At 51.4% G+C, this 22,406-nt stretch carries 18 protein-coding genes; 11 read left to right on the forward strand and 7 right to left on the reverse strand.

Annotation, left to right across the window (positions count from 1 at the left end; all coding sequences use genetic code 11):
• Positions 1–19: 19 nt before the first annotated feature.
• Entirely contained in the window at positions 20–2,203 is a 2,184-nt protein-coding gene (locus CSQ88_RS09015; RefSeq protein WP_180273603.1) for a diguanylate cyclase, read from the reverse strand.
• A 167-nt stretch (positions 2,204–2,370) separates the two neighbouring features.
• Between CSQ88_RS09015 and hutC the strand changes: the two genes are divergently transcribed.
• The 6 genes from hutC (at position 2,371) to hutH (ending at position 11,485) form a co-directional block, all read left to right on the forward strand.
• Positions 2,371–3,078 (forward strand): histidine utilization repressor, encoded by a 708-nt coding sequence (hutC, locus tag CSQ88_RS09020; RefSeq protein ID WP_099397781.1) that lies wholly within the window; start codon positions 2,371–2,373, stop codon positions 3,076–3,078.
• Between the two features lie 308 nt (positions 3,079–3,386).
• Entirely contained in the window at positions 3,387–5,174 is a 1,788-nt protein-coding gene (locus tag CSQ88_RS09025) for a DUF1302 domain-containing protein (protein WP_180273604.1), read from the forward strand.
• 241 nt (positions 5,175–5,415) lie between these two features.
• Complete coding sequence (gene hutI / locus CSQ88_RS09030) at positions 5,416–6,642, forward strand: imidazolonepropionase (protein ID WP_257212538.1); 1,227 nt, start codon at positions 5,416–5,418, stop codon at positions 6,640–6,642.
• A 149-nt stretch (positions 6,643–6,791) separates the two neighbouring features.
• Positions 6,792–7,727 carry a formimidoylglutamase gene (gene hutG, locus CSQ88_RS09035; RefSeq protein WP_099397783.1) on the forward strand — a complete coding sequence of 312 codons (936 nt, stop codon included), beginning with the start codon at positions 6,792–6,794 and terminating at the stop codon, positions 7,725–7,727.
• Positions 7,728–7,987: 260 nt separating this feature from the next.
• The gene (gene hutU, locus CSQ88_RS09040; RefSeq protein WP_099397784.1) at positions 7,988–9,658 is read left to right on the forward strand and encodes a urocanate hydratase; all 1,671 of its coding nucleotides are present in this window, start codon (positions 7,988–7,990) and stop codon (positions 9,656–9,658) included.
• Between the two features lie 291 nt (positions 9,659–9,949).
• Entirely contained in the window at positions 9,950–11,485 is a 1,536-nt protein-coding gene (gene hutH, locus CSQ88_RS09045) for a histidine ammonia-lyase (RefSeq protein WP_099397785.1), read from the forward strand.
• Positions 11,486–11,563: 78 nt separating this feature from the next.
• Here hutH and CSQ88_RS09050 read toward each other — a convergent pair whose 3' ends face one another.
• Both CSQ88_RS09050 and CSQ88_RS09055 read right to left on the reverse strand, forming a co-directional pair.
• The gene (locus CSQ88_RS09050; protein WP_099397786.1) at positions 11,564–12,163 is read right to left on the reverse strand and encodes an OmpA family protein; all 600 of its coding nucleotides are present in this window, start codon (positions 12,161–12,163) and stop codon (positions 11,564–11,566) included.
• A 3-nt stretch (positions 12,164–12,166) separates the two neighbouring features.
• On the reverse strand, positions 12,167–12,601 hold the full coding sequence (locus tag CSQ88_RS09055) for a FecR domain-containing protein (RefSeq protein ID WP_099397798.1): 435 nt from the start codon (positions 12,599–12,601) through the stop codon (positions 12,167–12,169).
• Between the two features lie 276 nt (positions 12,602–12,877).
• Here CSQ88_RS09055 and CSQ88_RS09060 point away from each other — a divergent pair, with 276 nt between their 5' ends.
• The 4 genes from CSQ88_RS09060 (at position 12,878) to CSQ88_RS09075 (ending at position 18,804) form a co-directional block, all read left to right on the forward strand.
• A complete protein-coding gene (locus tag CSQ88_RS09060; RefSeq protein ID WP_099397787.1) occupies positions 12,878–15,019 on the forward strand; it encodes a CHASE2 domain-containing protein in 2,142 nt (713 codons plus the stop codon).
• Between the two features lie 8 nt (positions 15,020–15,027).
• Positions 15,028–16,398: a hypothetical protein gene (locus CSQ88_RS09065; RefSeq protein WP_099397788.1), complete on the forward strand. Its 1,371-nt coding sequence runs from the start codon at positions 15,028–15,030 to the stop codon at positions 16,396–16,398.
• Positions 16,399–16,865: 467 nt separating this feature from the next.
• Entirely contained in the window at positions 16,866–17,621 is a 756-nt protein-coding gene (locus CSQ88_RS09070; protein WP_099397789.1) for a M48 family metallopeptidase, read from the forward strand.
• A gap of 220 nt (positions 17,622–17,841) precedes the next feature.
• Positions 17,842–18,804 carry a DUF4349 domain-containing protein gene (locus CSQ88_RS09075; protein ID WP_180273605.1) on the forward strand — a complete coding sequence of 321 codons (963 nt, stop codon included), beginning with the start codon at positions 17,842–17,844 and terminating at the stop codon, positions 18,802–18,804.
• A gap of 201 nt (positions 18,805–19,005) precedes the next feature.
• Here the strand turns inward: CSQ88_RS09075 and CSQ88_RS09080 are convergent, their stop codons facing one another.
• Positions 19,006–19,695 carry an FMN-dependent NADH-azoreductase gene (locus tag CSQ88_RS09080; RefSeq protein ID WP_099397791.1) on the reverse strand — a complete coding sequence of 230 codons (690 nt, stop codon included), beginning with the start codon at positions 19,693–19,695 and terminating at the stop codon, positions 19,006–19,008.
• A 119-nt stretch (positions 19,696–19,814) separates the two neighbouring features.
• Between CSQ88_RS09080 and CSQ88_RS09085 the strand changes: the two genes are divergently transcribed.
• Entirely contained in the window at positions 19,815–20,183 is a 369-nt protein-coding gene (locus CSQ88_RS09085; RefSeq protein ID WP_099397799.1) for a LysR family transcriptional regulator, read from the forward strand.
• 183 nt (positions 20,184–20,366) lie between these two features.
• Here CSQ88_RS09085 and istB read toward each other — a convergent pair whose 3' ends face one another.
• The 3 genes from istB to CSQ88_RS09100 form a co-directional block, all read right to left on the reverse strand.
• Positions 20,367–21,104 (reverse strand): IS21-like element helper ATPase IstB, encoded by a 738-nt coding sequence (gene istB, locus CSQ88_RS09090; protein WP_099397792.1) that lies wholly within the window; start codon positions 21,102–21,104, stop codon positions 20,367–20,369.
• On the reverse strand, positions 21,079–21,699 hold the full coding sequence (locus CSQ88_RS22750; RefSeq protein ID WP_374700462.1) for a hypothetical protein: 621 nt from the start codon (positions 21,697–21,699) through the stop codon (positions 21,079–21,081). The genes istB and CSQ88_RS22750 overlap by 26 nt, the downstream gene beginning before the upstream one ends.
• Before the next feature lie 13 nt (positions 21,700–21,712).
• Positions 21,713–22,406: IS66 family transposase (locus CSQ88_RS09100; RefSeq protein WP_143449452.1), on the reverse strand; the 694-nt coding region annotated here is incomplete at its 5' end.

The raw sequence follows: 22,406 nt of genomic DNA on the forward strand, positions 1-22,406 counted from the left end.
TTGTACGACGTCCTGATTCTTACTCACTTTTCACCCGCACTTCCTGCCATATCACCGCATCCGGCTTATTGGGTAAAGCCACCTCTGGTTTCAGCAGACTGGCTACAGATAAATCCACCGCATGAATGGGCAAGTCTGCCCCTTTGCCTGCAATACACACTTTATTTCTGCCGGTCCGCTTGGCCTCTAATAAAGCCATGTCTGCAATATGTACTAACTCGCTAAAATCAACCGGCCCAAAAGCAGCAGCCAGGCCAAAACTCGCCGTAAACACAGGCAAGCCCGCCACAGCAATCCGCCCTTCCAGCGCGGCCCTTACACGCTCAAGACCACATAAGCCGCCTGCCTCATCAGTGTTTGGAAACACCACCACAAATTCTTCACCACCAAATCGCCCCACCAAATCACCTGGGCGTAAAGCTTCTTTCAACACACGGGCAAATAACCGCAAAGCCCGGTCGCCCGTATCATGCCCATGGCTGTCATTTAAGCGCTTAAAGTGATCAATATCGGCAAAAGCAATACACGCAGGCTCGGGCATTGCCAACACTCTGGCCGCCTGATTTTCTAAGCTGCGGCGGTTAAGCAAGCCTGTAAGCGGATCAGTGCGGGCCTGCAGCTGTGATTCGCTCATCACCCGCAGCACCCCTAAACGCATCCCCGCATGAGCGGCAATGGCTGTTGCCCTGAGCATTTCGTCTTCATCCGGCAAATGCCGCGCAGGGCCTACAATATGCATAATGCCGACGGCCTGCCCTATGCTGGTCAGCGGGATACACACGGCCGAGCATTCGCCTCCCGCTCTGCCGCGCATATAGCGGCATACATCCAAAGCGCTGGCATCTTCAAATTTCTGCACCTGCCCGCGGCGAAAAGCCAGGCATTGCACGGGCGATTTCACCCCGCAGCCAGACTCTGCCGAATAATTTTCACTGCGGGACATCACAGATAAATGCGCGGTACTGGAATCGGACATCAGCAGAGCCGTCGATCGCTGAGGCAGACCCAGCTCAATGGCTTCAGAAACAATTCCGGCGGCATCACTGTCATTTTCGGCCAGCTCCAGCGCGCGATGCACCTCAGATGTAAAATCCTGCAATGCGGCATCCCGGATCAGGGCCTGCTCACGCTGCAGGGTAATTCTCTGAAACCGCCCGCTCATCATCAACGCCAGCCATATCACCATGGGAATGGCAATCAGCAGGGAAAACAGCACAATACGGCCCAACTCTCTTACCGAAGCAAATGCTTCCCCGGTATCCTGCCGGACGACCACGCCCCAGCCATAGGCAGCAAAGCCCAGCGCTCCTTTTGAGGAAGAAAAAGCCACCAGCTCTTCATCTCCATGGTTTATTTCTGTAAGCACCCCGTTATTACCACTGATCAGGGCCTGCACTGCAGGCGAGCGCTTAACCAATTCAAGCGAGCCAAAGGGCTCGCCTGATGAATCGCTCAGCACTCGCCCCTGCTTATCCACCACTTGTAAATGAACCTGCTTGTAGCCACTTTGATTCAGATGCGCTTTAGCCGAGCTGACAATGGCATCCACTACTCTTTCATAAGAGGCAAAATTAGCCCATACGCGCACTATTTTGCCCTGAGCATTAAAAACCGGGGCCGCAAACAACAGGCTGACTTCCGGCTGCCCCAGCGCCTGTGCAAGTAAAGGGTCTTTTTGGGCATCTGCATAATATGTTTGCCCGGCGCCCAAAGCACCGGCACTAATTTTTTTAAACCAGTCTGTTTCCGCCACACTCTGGCCCATCAGTTTTTCAACTTCAATGCGCCGCCCGTCTCCGCTCACCGTATTGCTGGCAACAATCCTGCCCTGCATATCCGCCGCAATCATCAAGTCATAAAAACCATAGGCACGGACATAGGCATCCGCAGCCTGTGCAGTGATTCCGGTGGAGCCACGCACATTGGGATTTAATGCAATCATTTGCACATCGCCATAGCGTTCAAACAAATTCCGATCGATTTTATCGATGATGGCATCGGCTTGTGCCGCCAGATAAACGCCAGTTTTTTCTCTGAGGCTTAACTCACTGCGCTGATAGGCCAAACCACCAGTCAGCAAAAGAGGCAGCAAGCCCAGCAGCAACAGCCCCCATAAAAGCTGCCTGCTCAGGCTGTGTAGTGCGGTATGCTGCCCTGTAACAACTGTTTTTGCCTTATGCCCGCTAAACCATGCCGTGCTCATCAAATACCTCCGGCTCATATTTCTTACAAATAACTTAAAATATATACCTAAATTTATTTAATGTAGACCAAGATAATTAATACATAAATCTTACCAATGTAAACAGGGCGCTCAGCGTATTAGCTGACGGCCTGCCTCATCCTCACAGCTCACGCTACAATAACGATATGAACAAACCCATCCACTTACGTATCCGCCAATTTATTCTGGAAGGCATACGCGAACGCCGCTTTTTGCCAGGCGCAAAAATCCCCACCGAAGCCGAGCTGGTTTTGCAATTTGGCGTATCCAGAATGACCGTCAATAAAGCCGTGCGTGATTTAGCCAGCGAAGGCGTGCTAATCCGCTTTGCAGGGGACGGCACCTATGTGGCCGAGCGCAAAGCCGAATCGCCACTGCTGGATATCAATAATATTGCTGAAGAAATCGCCTGCCGTGGCCACCGCTACCGCGCATCGGTGGAGCTGCTGCGCGCCGAGCCGGCTCAGGATGAAATCGCACTCTGGCTGGGCCTCGTGACCGGCGAAACGCTGTTTCACTCGCTGATTGTGCATTTTGAAAACGATAAAGCAATCCAGATTGAAGATCGCTACGTCAACCCCGCCTTTGCGCCGGATTATCTGCTGCAAGATTTCACTATCGAAACACCGAACGCCTACCTGATGAAAAGCTGCCCGCTCACCGATATCGAGCACACGGTAGAAGCCGTGCTGCCCAATGTGGCCGAGCAAGTTTTACTTAACATCGCCGCCACCGAGCCCTGCCTGCGCGTACTGCGCCGCACCTGGTCGCATAAGCATTTAGTCAGCTTCAGCAGGCTGTTACACCCTGGCAGCAGCTACAAACTGCGCTCGCAGACCAGGGTAAAAAAGTAAGCACTTCTCAGAAAACTCAAGCCATTCAGCCATCCTGATCCCCAAGCTCAATAAAGCCATGCCGTTGTTAAGCTATGGTAAATAAACGTTGTTTGCAGCAGGCTGAGCCAACCCTAGCCCTGGCACCCTCTTTAGCAAAAAAGCATGCGAAGCAGGCTCTGAAGACAATGCCCATCCTGTTTTCACATGGTTTCTCGTTCAAAACCTGCCCCATAAATATTGACGCGAACCAAGCAAAAACAAACCAGATACCAGTGGATGGCTGGAAACCATACTTTGGGGTGCGCAAGGTGCAAAAACGAGTCTGCATGGCTGTTTTATTGTTTAAATCGCTGCTGTTTACCCCGCAGGGCGCGGAGGCTGGCGAGCTTGTTTTTGGGAATGTGCGCTCAGGGCTGGGCGAGGGAATTAAAGTTGATTCAGGCAATGTTCAAATCGAATTGAAGGGTGCTTTAGGAATCAGCACCATCATCAGGGCAGAAAGCCCTGACACCGCACTCACCAGTGGCAAGGGCATGTCCACTCACAATGATGGAGATCTGAATTACGAACAGGGTGATGTGGTATCTCAGGTACTGGACGCCTATCTGCAAGCCAATCTGTCGACTGGCAATTATGGGCTGCTGCTCAGTGGCAAAGCATGGTATGACCAAAGCCAGTTAAATCATTCGGTTCCGCACGGGCATGTCAGCAATGATTATACTGCCGGCCCGTTAAATGATTCGGGCTTTGCCACGCTCAGCCAGTTTAGTGGTGTTCAGCTGCACGATGCATATGTGTACGGCCACTTTACAGTCTTTCAAAAAGCGCTCGAGCTTCGGGCCGGTCAGCAAGTTATTCCCTGGCGCACCCCCACGACCATCCTAGGCGGCATACAACAAGTCAACGCACTGGATTTTGCAGGTCTTCGCCGGGGCAACCCGCTGCCAGAAACCATGAGCATCCCCGTTTCCGCACTCTATGCCAGGCTCAGGATGAATGAGCAGCTGTCTCTTGACGCTTACTACCAGTTTGATTTTCTACCCAACGCCTACCCCGGCTGCGGAACCTTTTACTCAAGCAACGATTATGCACAGGCTGGCTGCAATAAATTAACCTTAAACGGGGCCATGCTCAGCGTCTTAAACAATAAACCCATCTCCACCAACGACCAGCAATCCAGCACTAACGCTCTGGATTATATTGCCCGAACCACCGATCTCATTCCGAACGAAGAACAGTTTGGCTTCAGCTTTAATTACAAAATAACGGAGATGTCCTCACTAGGCGTTTTTTACGCCCAGTACACCAGCCGTAATGCCGTGATTCAGGCAGAACGCAGTGGCCTAGGCGTATTTCTGCCCAATAAGGCGGAGCCCGTAAGTATCGCAGGGCAATACAGACAGGCCTACCCTGCCCACCGTCATTTGTTTGGACTGAACCTGAGCCAGAGACTGGAAGGCGGCGCAGGCCTTTATCTGGAATACAGCTATCGCCCCAATCAGCCTTTACCATGGAATGGCGCAGATTTTCTGAATGGCATATTGCTTGGCATTGGCCCCCTGAAACAACTTGCTGACACAGCAACAGGCTATATTGCACAGGGCTATGATGATTTTCAGATGAGCCAATGGATCTTGGGCGCAAAATCCCCTTTACCTGCGGCTTGGGGAGCAAATGCAACGCTTGCTGGCGAACTAGGCATACGACATGTCCATAATCTGCCTGATCCTTACGAGAAACGCTATGGCCGCAGTGGCTTTGGTATGGCGCCCAGCTCCGCCTTTCCTGCTTGCACTGGCCCGCAGGCCACATGTGACGTAGCTGGCTTTGTCTCCGCCACGGCCTGGGGATGGCGGCTAAAATACGAAAACGATGTTCCCGTACCATCCGGCAACTGGGTATTGCGGCCTTCTCTGTCCTTTGCTTACGATGCAAAAGGCTATTCTGAAGATGGCCAATTTTCAGAAGGCCGCTACCTGTCTGTGGCCGGCATCAGCGCCATCTTTCAAAAAAACCACCAACTGGATTTCCGATATATCAAAACAGGCGGTGGCCTGTATAACCTGCAAAAAGACCGCAGCAGCTTTATGCTCAGTGCACGCACCACCTTTTAATCAAATTAAGATCTCCACACGGCTTATCTGCCTGCAATTCAAGCAAATGACTTTTTAAATCCTGCATGCCCGCCCCTGCTGGCAAAGCAGGCGCGACACTTACCCATATCAAATATGTCTATACAATAAGCACCATACCATCCTGCTTTCTAGCGACAAATCAACTCTTATTAGACTTTTCCCTGCTTGACATCAACAGCAAAATGCGTAAATGTATATACAATTACACAGCCGACTGCCGATGATGACCCACACTCCAGAATCGCTTTGGATTAACGCCCGCCTTGCTACCCTGTCCCCTGAGCACAATGCCGCTTACGGCGCGCTCCATGGTCATGCTTTATGGATTAAGGGTGAAGAAATCTATGCGATTTTGCCGCAGGCTGAAGCCCTGGCCGGGTTTGCAGGCAGAGGAGAAATCATTGATGTGGCAGGCGCCTGGATTACGCCGGGGCTGATCGATTGCCATACCCATCTGGTTTATGGCGGCAACCGTGCGACGGAATGGGAAAAACGCCTGACGGGCGTGCCTTACCAGCAAATTGCCGCGGAAGGCGGTGGCATTGTTTCCACGGTGAACGCCACACGGGGTTTATCGCCAGCTGACCTGGCAGCGCAAAGCCTGCCGCGCCTCTTGGCCCTGATGAATGAGGGCGTCACCACGCTGGAGATTAAATCTGGCTATGGCCTGCGCCTTTATGACGAATTAAAACAACTGCGCGTAGCCCGCCAGTTTGGTGAAAATTATCCGGTAGAAATAATTCCCACTCTGCTCGCAGCCCACGCCCTGCCGCCTGAATTTGCCGGCCGCAGCGACGAGTATATTGATGAAGTGATTTCACGCATCCTGCCTGCCGCCGCCAGCGAAGACTTGGCTGAAGCGGTGGATGTGTTCTGTGAAGGCGTCGGCTTTAGCCCGGCGCAAACCCGCCGTGTATTTGATGCCGCAAAAAAGCACGGCCTGAAAGTAAAAGGCCACGTAGAGCAACTCTCTAATTTGCACGGCGCGGCGCTGGTAGCCGAGTTTAATGGCCTGTCTGCCGACCATATCGAACACCTCGACGACGCAGGCATTGCCGCGATGCAAGCCGCTGGCACGGTGGCGGTGCTGCTGCCCGGCGCGTTTTACTTTTTGCGCGAAACACAAAAACCCCCTGTTGCAGCGCTACGGGCTGCGGGTGTGCCGATGGCGGTTTCCACCGACCTCAACCCCGGCACCAGCCCCTTTGCCTCCATCCGTTTGGCGATGAACCAGGCCTGTGTGCTGTTTGCCTTAACCCCAGAAGAAGCCCTCACCGGCACTACCCGTCACGCAGCCCAGGCACTGGGGCGTGCAGCAACTCACGGCCAGCTGGCAGCCGGATTTGTCGCAGACTTTTTAGTCTGGAATATCGATCATCCGGCAGAAATCATCTACAGCCTGGGCGCGCCCCTGCTCAGGCAACGTGTATTTAGAGGCTCTTTTTAACGAAAACCTAAATCTTGAACCACGGAGGACACAGAGAACACTGAGTTTCACGGAGAAAAACTGACTTGTAATGCTTTTCTCCGTGATCCTCCGTGTCCTCCCAATCTCCGTGGTTCAAGGTTTGGGTTTACTGATTAGGATTAAAAACCATGACCGTCTGGACTGGCCGTATTGATGCTGCTGAAGGCGATGCAGCGCGGCGCTGGCATCAGGTCGTGCAGCCCTTAGCTGCAAATCAGCCTGCAGGCATTGCCCTACTGGGCTTTGCCTGTGATGAAGGCGTGCGCCGCAATCAGGGGCGGGTGGGGGCGGTGGCGGGGCCGGTGGCTTTGCGTAAAGCACTGGCGAATCTGGCTTATCACCCTACTCTGCCGCTTTACGATGCAGGGGATGTGGCCTGTGAGGATGGCGATTTAGATGCAGCCCACCAGCGCCTTGCCGCTGCGGTGAGCCAAAATATTCAGGCCGGTCATTTGTCGCTGGTACTTGGTGGTGGGCATGAAACGGCTTTCGGCCACTGGCTGGGCATTGCCAACGCTCACCCAAACCAGCGCATTGGCATTGTCAATTTCGACGCGCACTTTGATTTGCGTGAAGCCACAGAGGCCACCTCCGGCACGCCCTTTGCCCAGATCGCGGTTGCATGCGCCCAGCGTAGCCAGGATTTTCAATACCTCTGCATGGGCGTGGCAGAAACAGCCAATACCCAGGCTCTGTTTGCTACAGCAGAACGGCTCAAAGCCGCGTGGCGGCTCGATACAGAGATGACACCATGGCAGCTGACAGAAACCGAGGCGCAGTTGCAAACCTTTATCGATCAGGTCGACGTGGTTTACCTGACGATTGATTTGGATGTATTGCCCGCCGCGCAAATGCCTGCAGTCTCCGCCCCAGCCGGTTTCGGGGTAGAAATCAGCGTGATCGAACACCTTAGCCGACTACTTGCCGCCAGCGGAAAACTTGTCGCAGCTGATTTAGTGGAATTCAACCCGCTGTTTGATACCGACAACCACGGCGCAAAAGCCGCAGCCAGACTGGCGTGGGCGATTACCAGAAGCTTTAAACCTTTAGTTTCAAAAAATTAAAGAACCCACACCTTAAAACACGGAGGACACAGAGAACACAGAGTCTCACGGAGAAAAGCGACAAGTACTTGTAGGGCGGGCGAAACCCGTCGATTGAGTAGCGTTTCATACCAAGCTCGGCGGGTTTCACCCGCCCTAGAAAAAATAAGCTTTAACGCCCAATCTAACGCTTGGTTTTCTCCGTGTAGCTCCGTGTTCTCTATGCTCTCCGTGGTTCAAGATTTAGGTTTTTTGTATACACACCAACCCGGAGCCTGAAAATGACTGACCCACGCCATGATCCTTCCCGCGTTATCCGCGCGCCACGCGGTAGCGAGCTGACTTGTAAAAGCTGGCTGACTGAAGCCGCTTTTCGCATGATTCAGAACAATCTCGACGCCGAAGTGGCCGAGTATCCGCAATCCTTAGTGGTTTACGGCGGTATTGGCCGTGCGGCGCGCAATTGGGAATGCTTTGATAAGATTCTGGAAGTGCTCACCCGCTTGGAAGACGATCAAACGCTGCTGATTCAATCAGGCAAACCGGTTGGCGTGTTTCCATCGCACCCCGATGCACCGCGTGTGCTGCTAGCCAATTCCAATTTGGTGCCGCACTGGGCCAATTGGGAGCACTTCAACGAGTTAGATAAAAAAGGTCTGATGATGTACGGCCAGATGACCGCAGGCAGCTGGATTTACATCGGCAGCCAAGGCATTGTGCAAGGCACTTACGAGACTTTTGTGGCCATGGCCAAGCAGCATTTTGGCGGTGTAGCCAAGGGGCGTTGGGTGTTGACTGGTGGCTTGGGCGGCATGGGCGGCGCGCAGCCACTGGCTGCAACGATGGCTGGTTTTTCGATGATTGCAGTGGAATGCGATGAAACTCGCATCGATTTCCGCCTGAAGACGCGCTATGTAGACCGCAAAGCGACCACCTTGAACGAAGCGCTGGCCATCGTCGCCGATGCAAAAGAAACCGGCAAGCCGGTATCTGTTGGCCTCTTGGGCAATGCGGCCGATGTGTTTGCCGAGCTGGTCGCCCGTGGCATTACCCCAGATTGCGTCACCGACCAAACTTCGGCGCACGACCCCGTACACGGCTACCTACCTCAGGGTTGGAATATTGCCAAATGGCGTGAGGCACAGAAATCCGATCCGGCTGGCGTGACCAAGGCCGCCAAACAATCGATGGCCAAGCAAGTGCAAGCGATGCTGGATTTACAAGCGCGTGGCGCGGCAACGGTGGATTACGGCAATAACATCCGCCAAATGGCGCTGGAAGAAGGCGTCACCAACGCATTCGACTTCCCAGGCTTTGTACCCGCCTATGTACGCCCATTATTTTGCGAAGGCATTGGCCCTTTCCGCTGGGTAGCACTATCTGGTGACCCGGAAGACATCTACAAAACCGATGCAAAAGTCAAAGAGCTGATCCCGGACAACCCACATCTGCACAACTGGCTGGATATGGCGCGTGAACGCATCGCCTTCCAAGGCTTGCCAGCGCGTATTTGCTGGGTAGGCCTAAAAGATCGCGCCCGCCTTGCGCTGGCTTTTAATGAGATGGTTAAAAACGGCGAGCTGAAAGCCCCGATCGTGATAGGTCGTGATCACCTCGACTCTGGCTCGGTGGCCTCGCCCAACCGTGAAACCGAAGCCATGCTGGATGGCTCGGATGCCGTATCCGACTGGCCACTCTTGAACGCGCTGCTTAATACCGCTGGTGGCGCGACTTGGGTGTCGCTGCACCACGGCGGCGGCGTAGGCATGGGCTTTTCTCAGCATTCAGGCGTGGTGATTGTGGCCGACGGCACAGACGCCGCTGCCAAACGCTTGGGCCGCGTATTGTGGAACGACCCCGGCACCGGCGTCATGCGCCACGCCGACGCAGGCTACGACATCGCCAAAAACTGCGCCAAAGAACAGGGCTTAGATTTGCCAATGTTGAAGTGACATAGCAGTAGTTTGCAGCAAAACCCAAACCTTGAAACACAGAGGACACGGAGAACACAGGGTTCCACAGAGGAAAACAGAGTTTAAGCTGCGGCTTTCTTAATATGTTTTGAGTATTTTCAAATCTAGAGCGCTTTAGAGTCGGCCGCAACATAAGGAGCAGGGACTAAGTCTGATTACATTAGCCCAATCATTGGTTTTCTCCATGTAACTCCATGTTCTCTGTGTCCTCCGTGGTTAAAGATTTGGGTTCTACGCAGCACCCCATAAAAACACATACTGGATCACACAATGAGCACATTCAATATCAAGCCGGGCCAATTAACGCTTGCAGACTTACGCAAGATTGCCCGTGATGAAAGCATCACCCTTAGCCTGGATGCGTCATCCCATGCAGGCATCGACGCAGCCGCCGCTACCGTGGCGCGAGTTTTGACTGAAGGGCGTACGGTTTATGGCATTAACACGGGCTTTGGCCTCTTAGCCAGCACCAAAATCGCTACAGAAGAGCTGGAGCTGCTGCAACGCTCCATCGTGCTTTCCCACGCAGCAGGCATTGGCAAGCCAATGGAAAATGGCACGGTGCGTTTGTTGATGGCGCTGAAAATCAACTCGCTGGCACGCGGTTTCTCTGGCATTCGCCGCTCGGTCATCGAAGCGCTGATTACCCTGTTTAACCATCAGATTTACCCGGTTATTCCACAAAAAGGCTCGGTCGGCGCATCGGGCGATTTAGCCCCGCTCTCGCATATGAGTGCGGTTTTAATTGGTGAAGGCGAAGCCTTTGTGGATGGCAAACGCGTGACTGGCGCGGCAGCCATGCAAGCGGCGGGCTTAGAGCCTATCGTGCTGGCCCCCAAAGAAGGCCTGGCGCTATTGAATGGCACACAGGCATCCACCGCTTTTGCGCTGGAAGGCTTATTTGCCGCTGAAGACTTATTTATCGCCGCCTCCGTTGCAGGCAGCTTATCAGTGGAAGCCGCCATGGGCAGCCGCACACCCTTTGACGCCCGCATTCATGCTGTGCGCGGCCATGTAGGGCAAATTGATTCGGCGGCGTTTTACCGTGACTTGTTGGGAGAAACGAGTGAAATCGCCCAAGCCCATGCCAACTGCGGCAAGGTGCAAGACCCGTATTCATTGCGCTGCCAGCCACAGGTGATGGGCGCATGCCTGACGCAAATCCGCAATTCGGCAGAAACATTATTAGTAGAAGCCAATGCCGTATCGGATAACCCGCTGGTTTTCTCTGACGACAATGTGATTTTATCTGGCGGCAATTTCCACGCCGAGCCAGTGGCCTTTGCAGCGGACAATCTGGCACTGGCCATTGCCGAAATCGGCTCCTTGTCTGAGCGCCGTATGGCTCTGCTGATTGACAATAATCTGTCTAAATTGCCAGCCTTCCTCGTGAATAACGGCGGCGTGAATTCGGGCTTTATGATCGCCCAGGTAACGGGCGCTGCGCTGGCCTCTGAAAACAAATCGCTTGCTCATCCCGCATCGGTAGACAGCCTGCCAACATCGGCCAATCAGGAAGATCATGTTTCCATGGCCACTTTTGCTGCGCGCCGCCTTAAAGACATGAGCGAAAACACCGCAGGCATTCTGGCGGTGGAATTACTCGCAGCTTGCCAGGGGATAGATTTCAGAGCGCCAAACAAGGCCTCCGATAAGCTGGAAGCCGCTAAAGCGCTGCTGCGTGCCGAGGTGACTTTCTACGATAAAGACCGCTACTTTGCGCCCGATATCGAAAAAGCAGCGGCCCTGATCAGCCGCGCGGCTTACAACCACTTCAGCCTGCTAGGTCTGTTACCTTCGGTGTAATTGCATTTAAAGCCACCACAAAAAAAAGCCCGCTTTGCATCTGCGGGCTTTTTTTGTTCGACTAAAAAACTAAAATCATCAGCGAATTGAAATCTCAACCCGTCTGTTTCTTGGCTCCAGTGTTTCATCAGGCGTCATCACCAGCAAATTGCGCTCGCCATGCGATTCAACCGTCAGGGCGTGATATTCAAGCCCTTTTTGCTTTAACCACTCTGCTACTAAATTCGCCCTTACAAGAGCCAGCTCTTCATTAATGGCCGCACTTCCCAAGGTATCTGTATGCCCCACCACAGAAATATCTACCGCCGGCCATTTTTTGGCTTCAGCAATGATTTCCGGCAGCAGCATTTCAGATTCTTCTGTCAGCATGGTATCAACCTGAAAATACAATAAGAAATGCTTAGGAATTTTAGGCCGCGCCGCCATTGCATCGCCAAAGTCTTCCTGAATCTTTTCTGCATCAACCGCAGCTGGCGTTTCTGATCCATCCAGAGCCGCGCCATAGCCTGCGATATTAATCAGCTGTTCACCCTGCTCACCCTTTACCTGCACCGCTCCTGTGTGCCCATTTGGGTTTTCCAGCAGCACAATATAAGAGTTTGAAGCACAGCCCTGTAGCAAAACCGCCACAAACAATAAAACAGAGCCCGTAAATCCCTTCAGCTGATTCAAGCGCATACATTATTCCTCGACTTTAACTACAAATTGCGTACCCCGCACACCGATAATACCGGCGGGTGTTTTAATAGCAACGGCATCTGGCTGCAATTTTGCAATCACACCAGAGACATAGTTCATGGTTCCTCTTGCCATCATGCTGACTAGGCTAAGCTTGCCCTGAGCAGGTGCATAGAGGTATTCATCCACGGTCAGCTGGGTATCCGGGCCAAAAGACATAATGGTTTCGTCTTTAAAAGTAAGCCCCATACTGCTTTTAGCCCCGGTTTTTAATACACTGCCCTGCATAATGGCTGTGCCCACCTCGGCTTTCACCACCTTACCCCCCGTCGTCACAGAAGCCTCGCCACTCACATTTTTAACATAAGCAATCGGCGTTTCAGCCGCCCATAAAGCAGAGGATAATAACAACCCGCAGATAAAAGTGAATTTAAACATGACTTTTTCCTCCTTCTCTGATGGAAAAGCTTTAAATACCATAAGCTTAACATGCATTTGTAAGCATTGATTGTCCATATTCCCTCAGTGCTGACAGCCGTATTCCATCGGATCTGAGCAGCATTACTTCGTCGCAGCCCTATCTGTTTTCTACAAATAAAATTCAGGATAAAGAAAGGCCAGTACTAATCTGAATTACTAGGGCAGCAGCACTTTTATTGTGCCACTCTACTAAAAACCAAGCGATTAGCGTAAGAAAAACACTATCAGGCTTATATGAACAATAGATCACTTCTGCGCCTCAGCGTTTTTCTTCCGCTTGCAGCAGCCCTGTTGGGCTTAACCCTGCTGTTAGCAGACCCAGCCCTTTTGCAATCGCTGCGCAACAATATGTTTGATCAGTACCAGCGCTGGTCGCCCAGAGAAAATACGGATGATTCAGTCCGCATTATTGATATCGACGATGAAAGCCTTGCCCGCCTGGGCCAATGGCCCTGGCCACGAAAACAAGTGGCCGAAATAACAGACCGCCTGCATGGCGCGGGCGCAGCCGCCATTGGCTTTGATGTGGTGTTTGCAGAAGCAGACCGCACTACACCCCGCGCCATGGCCAATCTCTGGGCGCTTAATGGCCCCTTACGCAGCGAGCTTGAAGCCCTTCCCGATCATGATCAGATGTTTGCACAAAGCATCAGAAAAGCCCCGGTTGTGCTTGGCTTTACGGTACAGCGCGAGCAGCCGCCTCAGGAAGAAATACACTTACCTGCCCGCCCTTTTCGCTATGTTTACGCCGGGCCGCAGCCAGAGCGCTGGCTGCATTCATTTCAAAGCGCCATCCTGGCCCGCACAGAGTTTGAAAGCGCCGCCAGTGGCAATGGCGCGCTTAATTTTGTGCCCGACAGCGATGGTGTGGTTCGCCGTATTCCACTTTTGCTGCGTGTTGCCAACGAATCTGTCCCCTCACTGGATGCAGAAATCCTGCGCGTGGCTCAGGGCGAAAAAAACTATATTTTAAAATCGCGGGAAAATGGCCAGGGTATCAGCGAAATACGAATTGGCCGCTATACCATCCCCACCACCGAAAATGGTGAAGTCTGGATGCACTACGCCCCCTATAGCCCCAGCCGCTATTTACCTGCATGGAAGCTGTTTTCCGGGCAAATTCCTAAAGAGCAGTTACAAGGCAAAATAGTGCTGGTGGGCAGCTCGGCCCAAGGGCTGATGGATCTGCGTTTTAGCCCGCTTGGCCGTATCCTTCCCGGCGTAGAGGCCCATGCTCAGCTCCTGGAGCAAATCAGCTCCGGCCATATTTTGCAACGCCCTGCATGGGCCAGGGTGGCCGAGATACTGGCCACTATGGCGGGATGCCTTGCCATCGGTCTGATGGCCGTCAGAACCCGTGCACTGCATGCCGCCAGCATCACGGCAGCCTTACTTTTATGCCTGCAGCTGGGCGCATGGTATGCGTTTACCGAATACGCACTACTGATTAACGCGGTGACACCTTCACTGGTTTTTGCTGCCACATTTATTGTGGGCAGCCTATTGCACCACTGGATGAGCGAGCGGGAACAGCGCTGGGTTAAGCAGGCATTTTCCCGCTATGTATCGCCAAACCGCGTCAGCCATCTGATTGAACATCCGGATTCAATGGCTTTAGGCGGGCGGCGGCAGGAATGCAGCTTTATTTTTACCGATCTTGCCGATTTTACTTCGCTGATGGAAAGCATCGATCCCGCTCAGGCCGTGGTCTTACTCAATGATTATTTAGACCAGATGATTGCCATCGCGTTTAAACATGAGGGCACGCTGGACCGGATTGTGGGCGATGCAGTTGCCATTATGTTTTCTGCCCCCGTGCCGCAGGCCGACCACCGCGCCCGCGCCTTAAGCTGTGCATTAGAAATGGATGAATTTGCCAGTGATTACTCCAAAACACTCAACGCCAAAGGGCTGCGCTTTGGCCTGACCCGCATCGGCATTCACTCTGGCGAGGTGATTGTGGGCAACTTTGGTGGCTCAACGATTTTTGACTATCGCGCTCTGGGTGATCCAGTTAACACCGCAGCTCGTTTAGAAAGTGTAAACAAACATCTGGGCACGCATATCTGCCTGTCCGAGGCCACCTTATCCGGCTGCCCGGATGCGCAAACCCGCCCGGTTGGACGTTTAGTCCTTAAAGGAAAAAACAAGGCATTGCAGGTTTTTGAGCCACTCACCCCGACACGCGTCTCAGACTATGCCGGGCTTGAAGCTTACGAAAACGCTTATCAGGCAATGGCTCAAAAATCCCCGGATGCAATCAGCCAGTTTAACGAGATGGCCCGGCGCTACCCCAACGATCCCTTAGTCCTGCTGCATCAGCAAAGGCTAAACCGGGGAGAGCATGGCGATTTAATTGTTATGACAGAAAAATAGAGGTCTATATGAGCACCGCAAAAATCAACCGTTTTATTCAAATTTTCAGCGATGCTTTTACCCGGCTGGGTGCTGATGTGCCCATGCCGCATATAGAGCGGCTGGCGATTTTAATCCACCGCGCCATGGAAAACAGAACCCGCAAATATCACACCTCCATGCATATTTTCGAGCTTTGTGAAGGCCTGAGTGCAAGGCCCAAACTGGCCGCGCTGTTTCATGATTTAGTCTATTACCAGCTGGATGGCTGCTTTCCCCAGCAAACCCATTCTTTGCTCAGCAAAGTGTGCCACCTCGAAAATGGCGGGTTTATTCTGCAAGAAATGAGCCATGACCCGCTTGCCACCCTGTGCGCGGAAATTTTTAATTTCAAGCCCTATCAGGCCCTGCCTCTCTATGGCGGTATGAATGAATTTTTAAGCGCGGTGGTGGCCGTCAGGCTGTTAAAACCCTATCTGCCTCTGAGTGATTTAATCGCCATTGTGGCCTGTATTGAAGCAACCATTCCTTTTCGGAAAACAGACGCCAATGGCTGCGGGCTGCTGGAAGATAAAATCAGGCAGCAATGCAAAAAACGGCTTGAGATAAAGGATGACGAACAATGCGATGCATATGTGGCTGAAGTAATGCATGAAGCGATCAGATTAAGCAATGTGGATGTAGGCGGCTTTGCCGAAGCCAACCCCAGCAAGTTTTTATCATCTACATGGCTGCTGATTGAGGAATCAAATACCCCGCTCAACGCGGTTGGTGTTTACACCCTGCAAGACTATCGGATGGCCTTACTCAGAATGGAAAAATTTCTGCACGGCTTAAAAGCTGACGTTGTATTTCACCAGTATGCCGGCATTCCGGACACCGAAGAATATCAGCGCCTGAGTAAAGCTGCGCATAACAATATTATGTTTTCCTGCGATTTTCTGGCGGCAAAACTCACCTCTATTGCCCTGATTGAGGCAATGGCCGTCGAAACAGGCGGAGATTGCCCTGTATCCATGTTTTTGGGCGATATTCACAGCAGCAGTGGCACTAAACCAGAGCGTGCAGAAGATTATCTGCCCCCGCCGCACAATGCGCTTGATATCAGGCCAGAGCTGCTGCAGGTTTTTGAGCAGGGCCGCTCAGAAGAAACCGAGCTGGATCTCAATGCCTCCCCCCTTACGGCCTTTCTTTACCGCAGCTTAGGGCATCAGGGCACATTCCAGGCGTGGAAACAGGCACAGCGCTTTTTCTCCGGCGAGCTGTCCTCGCTTGATTTTCTTAAAAGCCTAGACCCTAAGCTGGTCATCGCAATGACAGAAGCCTGCATGCATATTGCCATTTCCAGAAAAGAAGAGCTGCAGCATCTGCATAGCAGCTTATCTGCAGCGGCCGCTTAATCCACCCGATAAACTGCGGCAAAATATACCTTGTTTCTAGGGTCTGCTTATCAGCTGCGCCTGAACAAAACATCAAAACACACGGATTAAGTCGTGTGAATAAGAGCAAGGACGGCTGCAAAGGGATTAAAAAATCAGCACATTAAAAACAATGCAAGCCATTTGAAATAAATTCATACGTCATTTCGCCTGTTTGTAAGTTAAACAGTAATGTTCTTAATTTATATACAAGAGCATACTTACAGCGATATAAAGCACCCTCGTGCAAATTATGCCATCAAGATTGCGGTGTGACGTTTGGCAAGCCATTGTTTTTTGCAGTACAACAGCCCGCCCCACAGGGCCGCGCGTTCGTCTCCAAAAAACCTGTTGCTCCCCTCATCATCCATCGCGCTGTATCAATGCCTGCCCGATTGCAAAACAATTGCTTCGGGCAATGCACCAAATTTTAACGAAGGAAGTATTAAATGAAATTGCGCTCTATCGCCCTTACCGGCCTGTTTACCTGTTTATTAGCCCCTGCTGCCTCTGCTTTTGATATTGGCGGCCTGATCAAGGCGGGTGAGCAAGCTTTGCAAGCCGCTACCCTTTCAGACACAGATGTTAAATCACTGGCGAACCAGGCTTGCGTACAAAGCGATTCAGAATCAAAAATTGCACCGGCTAAAAACAAATACAGCAAGCGCATGGATGCGATTGCCAAAAAACTGGGCACAGAGATCAACGGCCAGCCTGTTAATTACAAAGTGTATTTAACAAACGATGTCAACGCATGGGCGATGGCCAATGGCTGTATCCGCGTATACAGCGGCCTGATGGATCTAATGACAGACGATGAAGTTATCGGTGTAGTGGGCCACGAAATGGGCCATGTGGCCCTGGGCCACTCCAAGAAAGCCATGCAAACCGCCTACGCGGTTGCTGCAGCACGCACCGCAGCGGGCTCATCCGGCAATGCCACCGTGGCCCAGCTCAATGGCTCTGATTTAGGCGAATTTACTGAAGGCCTGATCAATGCTCAATTCTCGCAATCGCAAGAATCAGACGCAGATAATTTCTCTTTTGATGTGTTAACACAGAAAAAACTAAACCGCGAAGCCTTAGCCACTGCCTTCCAAAAGCTGGAAAAACTGGGTGGCGGCGAGCACAGCATGCTGAGCTCGCACCCGGCATCTGCTGATCGCGCTAAGAACATTCAAAACCGCATCGCCAGCGGTAAATAAAAGCTAAAAGCTTAAAATGCAGAGGGGCTTTGCTTTCTTTTTTCAAAGAAGCAAAGCCCCTTTTCACTCGCCCTTCCCCGCGATCAATCATTGCCTGCATCCATCTGAAGATACACGCTTAAAAATCGCTGCCGTTTTATTTTCAACTCAATTAATATACATGTATGCCGTGCGTCAGCCCGCAATAAAACCGCACAAACTACACTCAGGAAATCCCCCCTTGCAGATCAAACCACTCTGTCTTTGCCTTGCCATTGTTCTGCTTTGTGCCTGCGGTAAAAAAGAAGAAATGGGCGACATGCCTGCCGAAGCAAGCGCGACCGAATCAGCGGCAGAAAGCTCCCCGGTCAGCAGCAAAGAACAACTTAGCTCCAGCGCAAACACCTATAGCGACAGCACCCGCCAGTTTATCCGCACGGCCGATGCTAAGTTTCAAGTGAAAGATGTATATAAATCTGCGCTGATTATTGAAGATATCACCGCTCAGCTGGGTGGTTTTGTTGAAAAAAATGCCATCAAATCTGAAATTGCCCAAATTCACTTTGAAGAGATTGGCGATAATAAAAAGCTAAAACTCACTGAATACACCGTAAATGGCGCATTGATTATTCGAGTGCCCAGCGAAAAAACCCAGGATTTTCTGCGCCAGATTGCCGGGCAAATCACCTTTTTAAATGAGCGTACTTTCCTCGCACAAGATGCACAATTTGAGCTGTTAAAACAAAGGTTGGGCATTCGCCGCAATCAGGAAACGCAAAGCCAAATGGGCAAAGCAGCCAAAAGCAGTGGCAATGCAGAAGACAAAGCCATTGCAATTGATGCACAAGACAGCAGCAAACAAGCCAGAGACCATGCCATTATTCTGGAAAAAGAATTTGCCGATCAGGTGGCATTCAGCAAAATCACTTTATTTTTGGATCAGCCCTCACAGATCAATCAAACCGAAGTCAGCGATACAGCAGCCATCATCAAACAAGCCCGCCCAAACTTTTTCTACCGTCTGGGTAAAGCGATTCAATCAGGCTGGTATTGGGGGCTGGACGCCAGTATCGAGCTGACGAAAATCTGGCCTTTATGGCTGATTATTGCCGGGATTGTTTTATTGATACGCAAGTTTAGAAAAACTAAAAAAGTATCTGAAATAATATCAAAGCAGGAAACAAAAATAAGCGATGTAGAATAATAAGCAAGCCACCTTGCCATTTAATCTGCTCAGCTTAATACCCCTTTCTACTGGCGTGGCTTTAGCTGCAAAACGGTATCCACACTGCTGCCGCAGCTAAAGCCACTTATGTAAAGAACACTTACTTTTCGATTTTTTTCCTTGCCTGGCCCCCTTGGCAAGGCTTTATGAATTCAAACAGCCAGCACAAACATACACTTTTCAATCTAAAAACAAAGGCTCCGCCCTAGCCTTTTGCCGGGCTAAATCGTCCACAGTTTCCTCCGCCCGCCTGAGCGATTGTGCCAAACGCCCGTCTGCAAATTCATCATATTCAACCGCCACGCTCTCTGTGTGGGTAATGCCGATATATGCAAATGCTGTTTTCACAGCGGCCTCCACATGATTACTTGCTGCTAATCGCCCGCCTGAATCGTAGCCAAAATCACCACGGGCAGATAACAACACGAGCCGCTTAGCTTGCCCGCTCAGCATGGGCCAGTAGGGCTGGCCTTTACGGCTGCGATCAAAACCAAAAGTCACACCCACCCGTACAATATTGTCGATATACGCCTTAAATTGCGCAGGCGGGCCAAAGTTATACATCGGCACACCCGCCACAATGATATCGGCGGCGAGCAACTCACTGATCAACAGATCGCTTTCCGCCAACACATCGCGCATCCACGCCTCACGAGCTTCCGCTGGCGTAAACGCTGCATGTATCCATTGCCCCGTAATAAACGCAGGCGGCGTGGCCCCAAGGTCGCGGTAAATTACTCGCCCCTGAGGATGCTGGCTTTGCCATTGCTTCACAAACCGGGCACTGAGGCGCCGGGTGTGCGAGCCATGAGCATCTTCCCCGGAAAAACCACTGCGCGCACTTGAATCAAGGTGTAATAGGGTCGGCATGTTTAAAACTCCAATCAGTGATTAAATTCATTCATGCCTTAGTTTGTTTCAATTAATCCGGCGCTACAAACGAGTAATTTTGCTGCTATAGCTGATTTATATTCATGTATTATTTAAAGATGAGACCCAGACTCCCCTCCCTTTCTGCCCTGCGGGCCTTTGAGGCTGCAGCACGTTTAAAAAGCTTTAAGCTGGCAGCAGAAGCGCTTTCCGTCAGCCCTACAGCGATCAGCCATCAAATTCGGATACTGGAAGACAGCTTGTCTTGCGTACTTTTTGTACGCCAAACGCGCAAAGTTGATTTAAGCCCCGAAGGTGAATTACTCTACGCCGCCACAAAAGAAGGCTTTGATTGCATTGCGGCGGGCGTTGAGCGCTTGAGGGCAAGGCAGCGCAGCACTGTGACGCTTTCAGCAACGCCTGCCTTTACCACAAAATGGCTGGTTGCAGGGACCGATAACGTTGACATCTTGTTCCGATTAAGTTGAGCCACCCCGCTGATTAGAAAGGCCACCTGTTCCGGTTAAGTTGAGCCAGTGTGCTGGTTAGAATAGTCCGGCACTTTAGTCAGGTATTTAGACCCACGAAAATAGCACTTCCTCTGGCCATTTGGGGAATAAAAAATGCCGCCCACTTTATTTAGTGAACGGCATATTCAAGCGATTTAATTGCTATTTATTGCTATCTACTGACTTTCGCATCGATTCCCCTGCTAGTTGTATTTGATGAGCTTGATGAACAATACGATCGAGTATTGCTTCTGCTAGAGTGGTTTCCGAAAACAATCCATACCAATGATCACTCGATAGTTGGCTCGTAATAATGAGTGACCCTGCTTGCATGCGTGTATCGACAATATCAAGCAGCGTATAGCCAATTGTCGGTTCAATGGGAGCAAGCCCAAAATCATCAATAATTAGCAATCGTACCTTAGCTAATGCACTTCGATATCGAGGTAAAGAACCATCACCCATTGCAATATGTAGCTCTTCATAAAGTTTAGAAGCACGTTTGAAACTAACAGAAAAACCTTGTCTGCAAGCCTGACTTCCAAACGCGCAAGCAAGCCAGCTTTTCCCTGTCCCTGTTGCACCCGTTATGAATATGTTTTGATTCCGCTCAATCCATCCACAACCATAAAGATTACTGATCAGTTGCCGATCTAGCCGGCGAGTGCTGCTGTAATCAATGTCCTCTAAGTGGGCAGGGTATTGTAATTTAGCGTTGTTAAGTAGACGCTGGCTTTTCTTATTTTCTCGTTCAATCAGCTCCCGATCTAACATTAGCCCTAAACGTTCATCAAATGAGAGCGCTTGTAACGTGGGTGTTGTTAATTGCTCCCGATAATTTTTCGCCATCCCATGGAGTTTCAGAAGCTCAAAATTATTCAGTGTCTGCTGGTTTAGCATGCTTGACCTCGGCGGAAGAAAAATATTCAGCGCCACGCAAATTGGCGTGAACGACAGGAATAGAGCTTGTTAATAATTGTTGATTGGGACGTTTATCAGGCTGCTCACGTAAGATTGACTGCAGGCTTTTTAATGCAAAGGTTTTGAGCGTAATTGCGTATGCACATGCTTCCTCCAATCTAGAGTTCCCATGTTGCTGTGCAGCTCGACGTAGCGCACTGGCCGCTTTTTGTCCGTTTACTGGATCAGGACGTTCATGAAGGTGATAATGAATGTGAGTAGTGACAGCGGGCCCCACTGTTAGCGCCCATTTTGTAAGTGCTTCAGGTGTACTATCTGCATGAAACTGATGATTGAGTGGTTGGTGCTCCTTCTGTACGCTAAAGCCTGGGGTATTGTCCTTACGTTCGTGACTGGCAACGCGGAGGTGGTTATGAAAGATTTCAATAACGCATCTTGTTGCCCTAATATCGACCTTTTGCTGAACTAGTCTATTGGGCACAGAATAATAGTGTCCTGCATATTCAACGGCGTAGTCACTGCGAACACGTATATGAAAACGCCAGTCTGCATGGTAAGCGCTCAGCCCTCCCACCTAGCCAGCTGCTTTAGCCTTCGTTATCTTGTGGGTTCTGATCTTTAACAAAGGGCAGCAGCTCGTCAATTCGGCTATTGGGCCAAGTCGGGAGTTTTTCTAATGTTTCTGTCAGCCACATCAGCGGCTCAATCCCGTTTAGTTGGGCGGTGCCGAGTAAGGTTTGGATCGCGGCGGCACGGTGGCCACTCTGTTCGCTGCCGGTAAATAGCCAGTTCTTCTTGCCAATGGCAATCGGGCGGATGGCATTTTCAACGGGGTTGTTGTCGATCGGGCTGAGGCCGTCCTCGCTATAGCGCTCCAATGCATCCCAGCGTTTGCAACTGTAATTCAGCGCTTTAGCCAAGCCACTATTGGGGGCAACTTTGAGCAGCATTTGATCCAGCCACATTTTGAACTCGTTCAGCAGTGGTCGGGCTTCGAGCAAACGCTGTCTGGCCCGTTCGGCAATCCGTGCCTCTGGGGTTAAATCCAGTGCGTTAATCTCGCTTTCCAGTGCATACAGGGCCGCGATGCGCCGCAGCGCTTCGGCGGCAATCGGGCTTTGGTTCGATTCATACAGCTCATAGAATTTGCGCCTTGCATGCGCCCAGCAGCCGAGTTCGGTTACGCCCGTGCTAAACAGCGCTTTATAGCCCGCATAGCCGTCAACCATCAGCCGACCTTGCCAGTCGCTAAGGAAATCCCGCACATGCTGACCAGAGCGG

The organism is Iodobacter sp. BJB302 (genome assembly GCF_002735645.1).
GTDB lineage: Bacteria > Pseudomonadota > Gammaproteobacteria > Burkholderiales > Chitinibacteraceae > Iodobacter.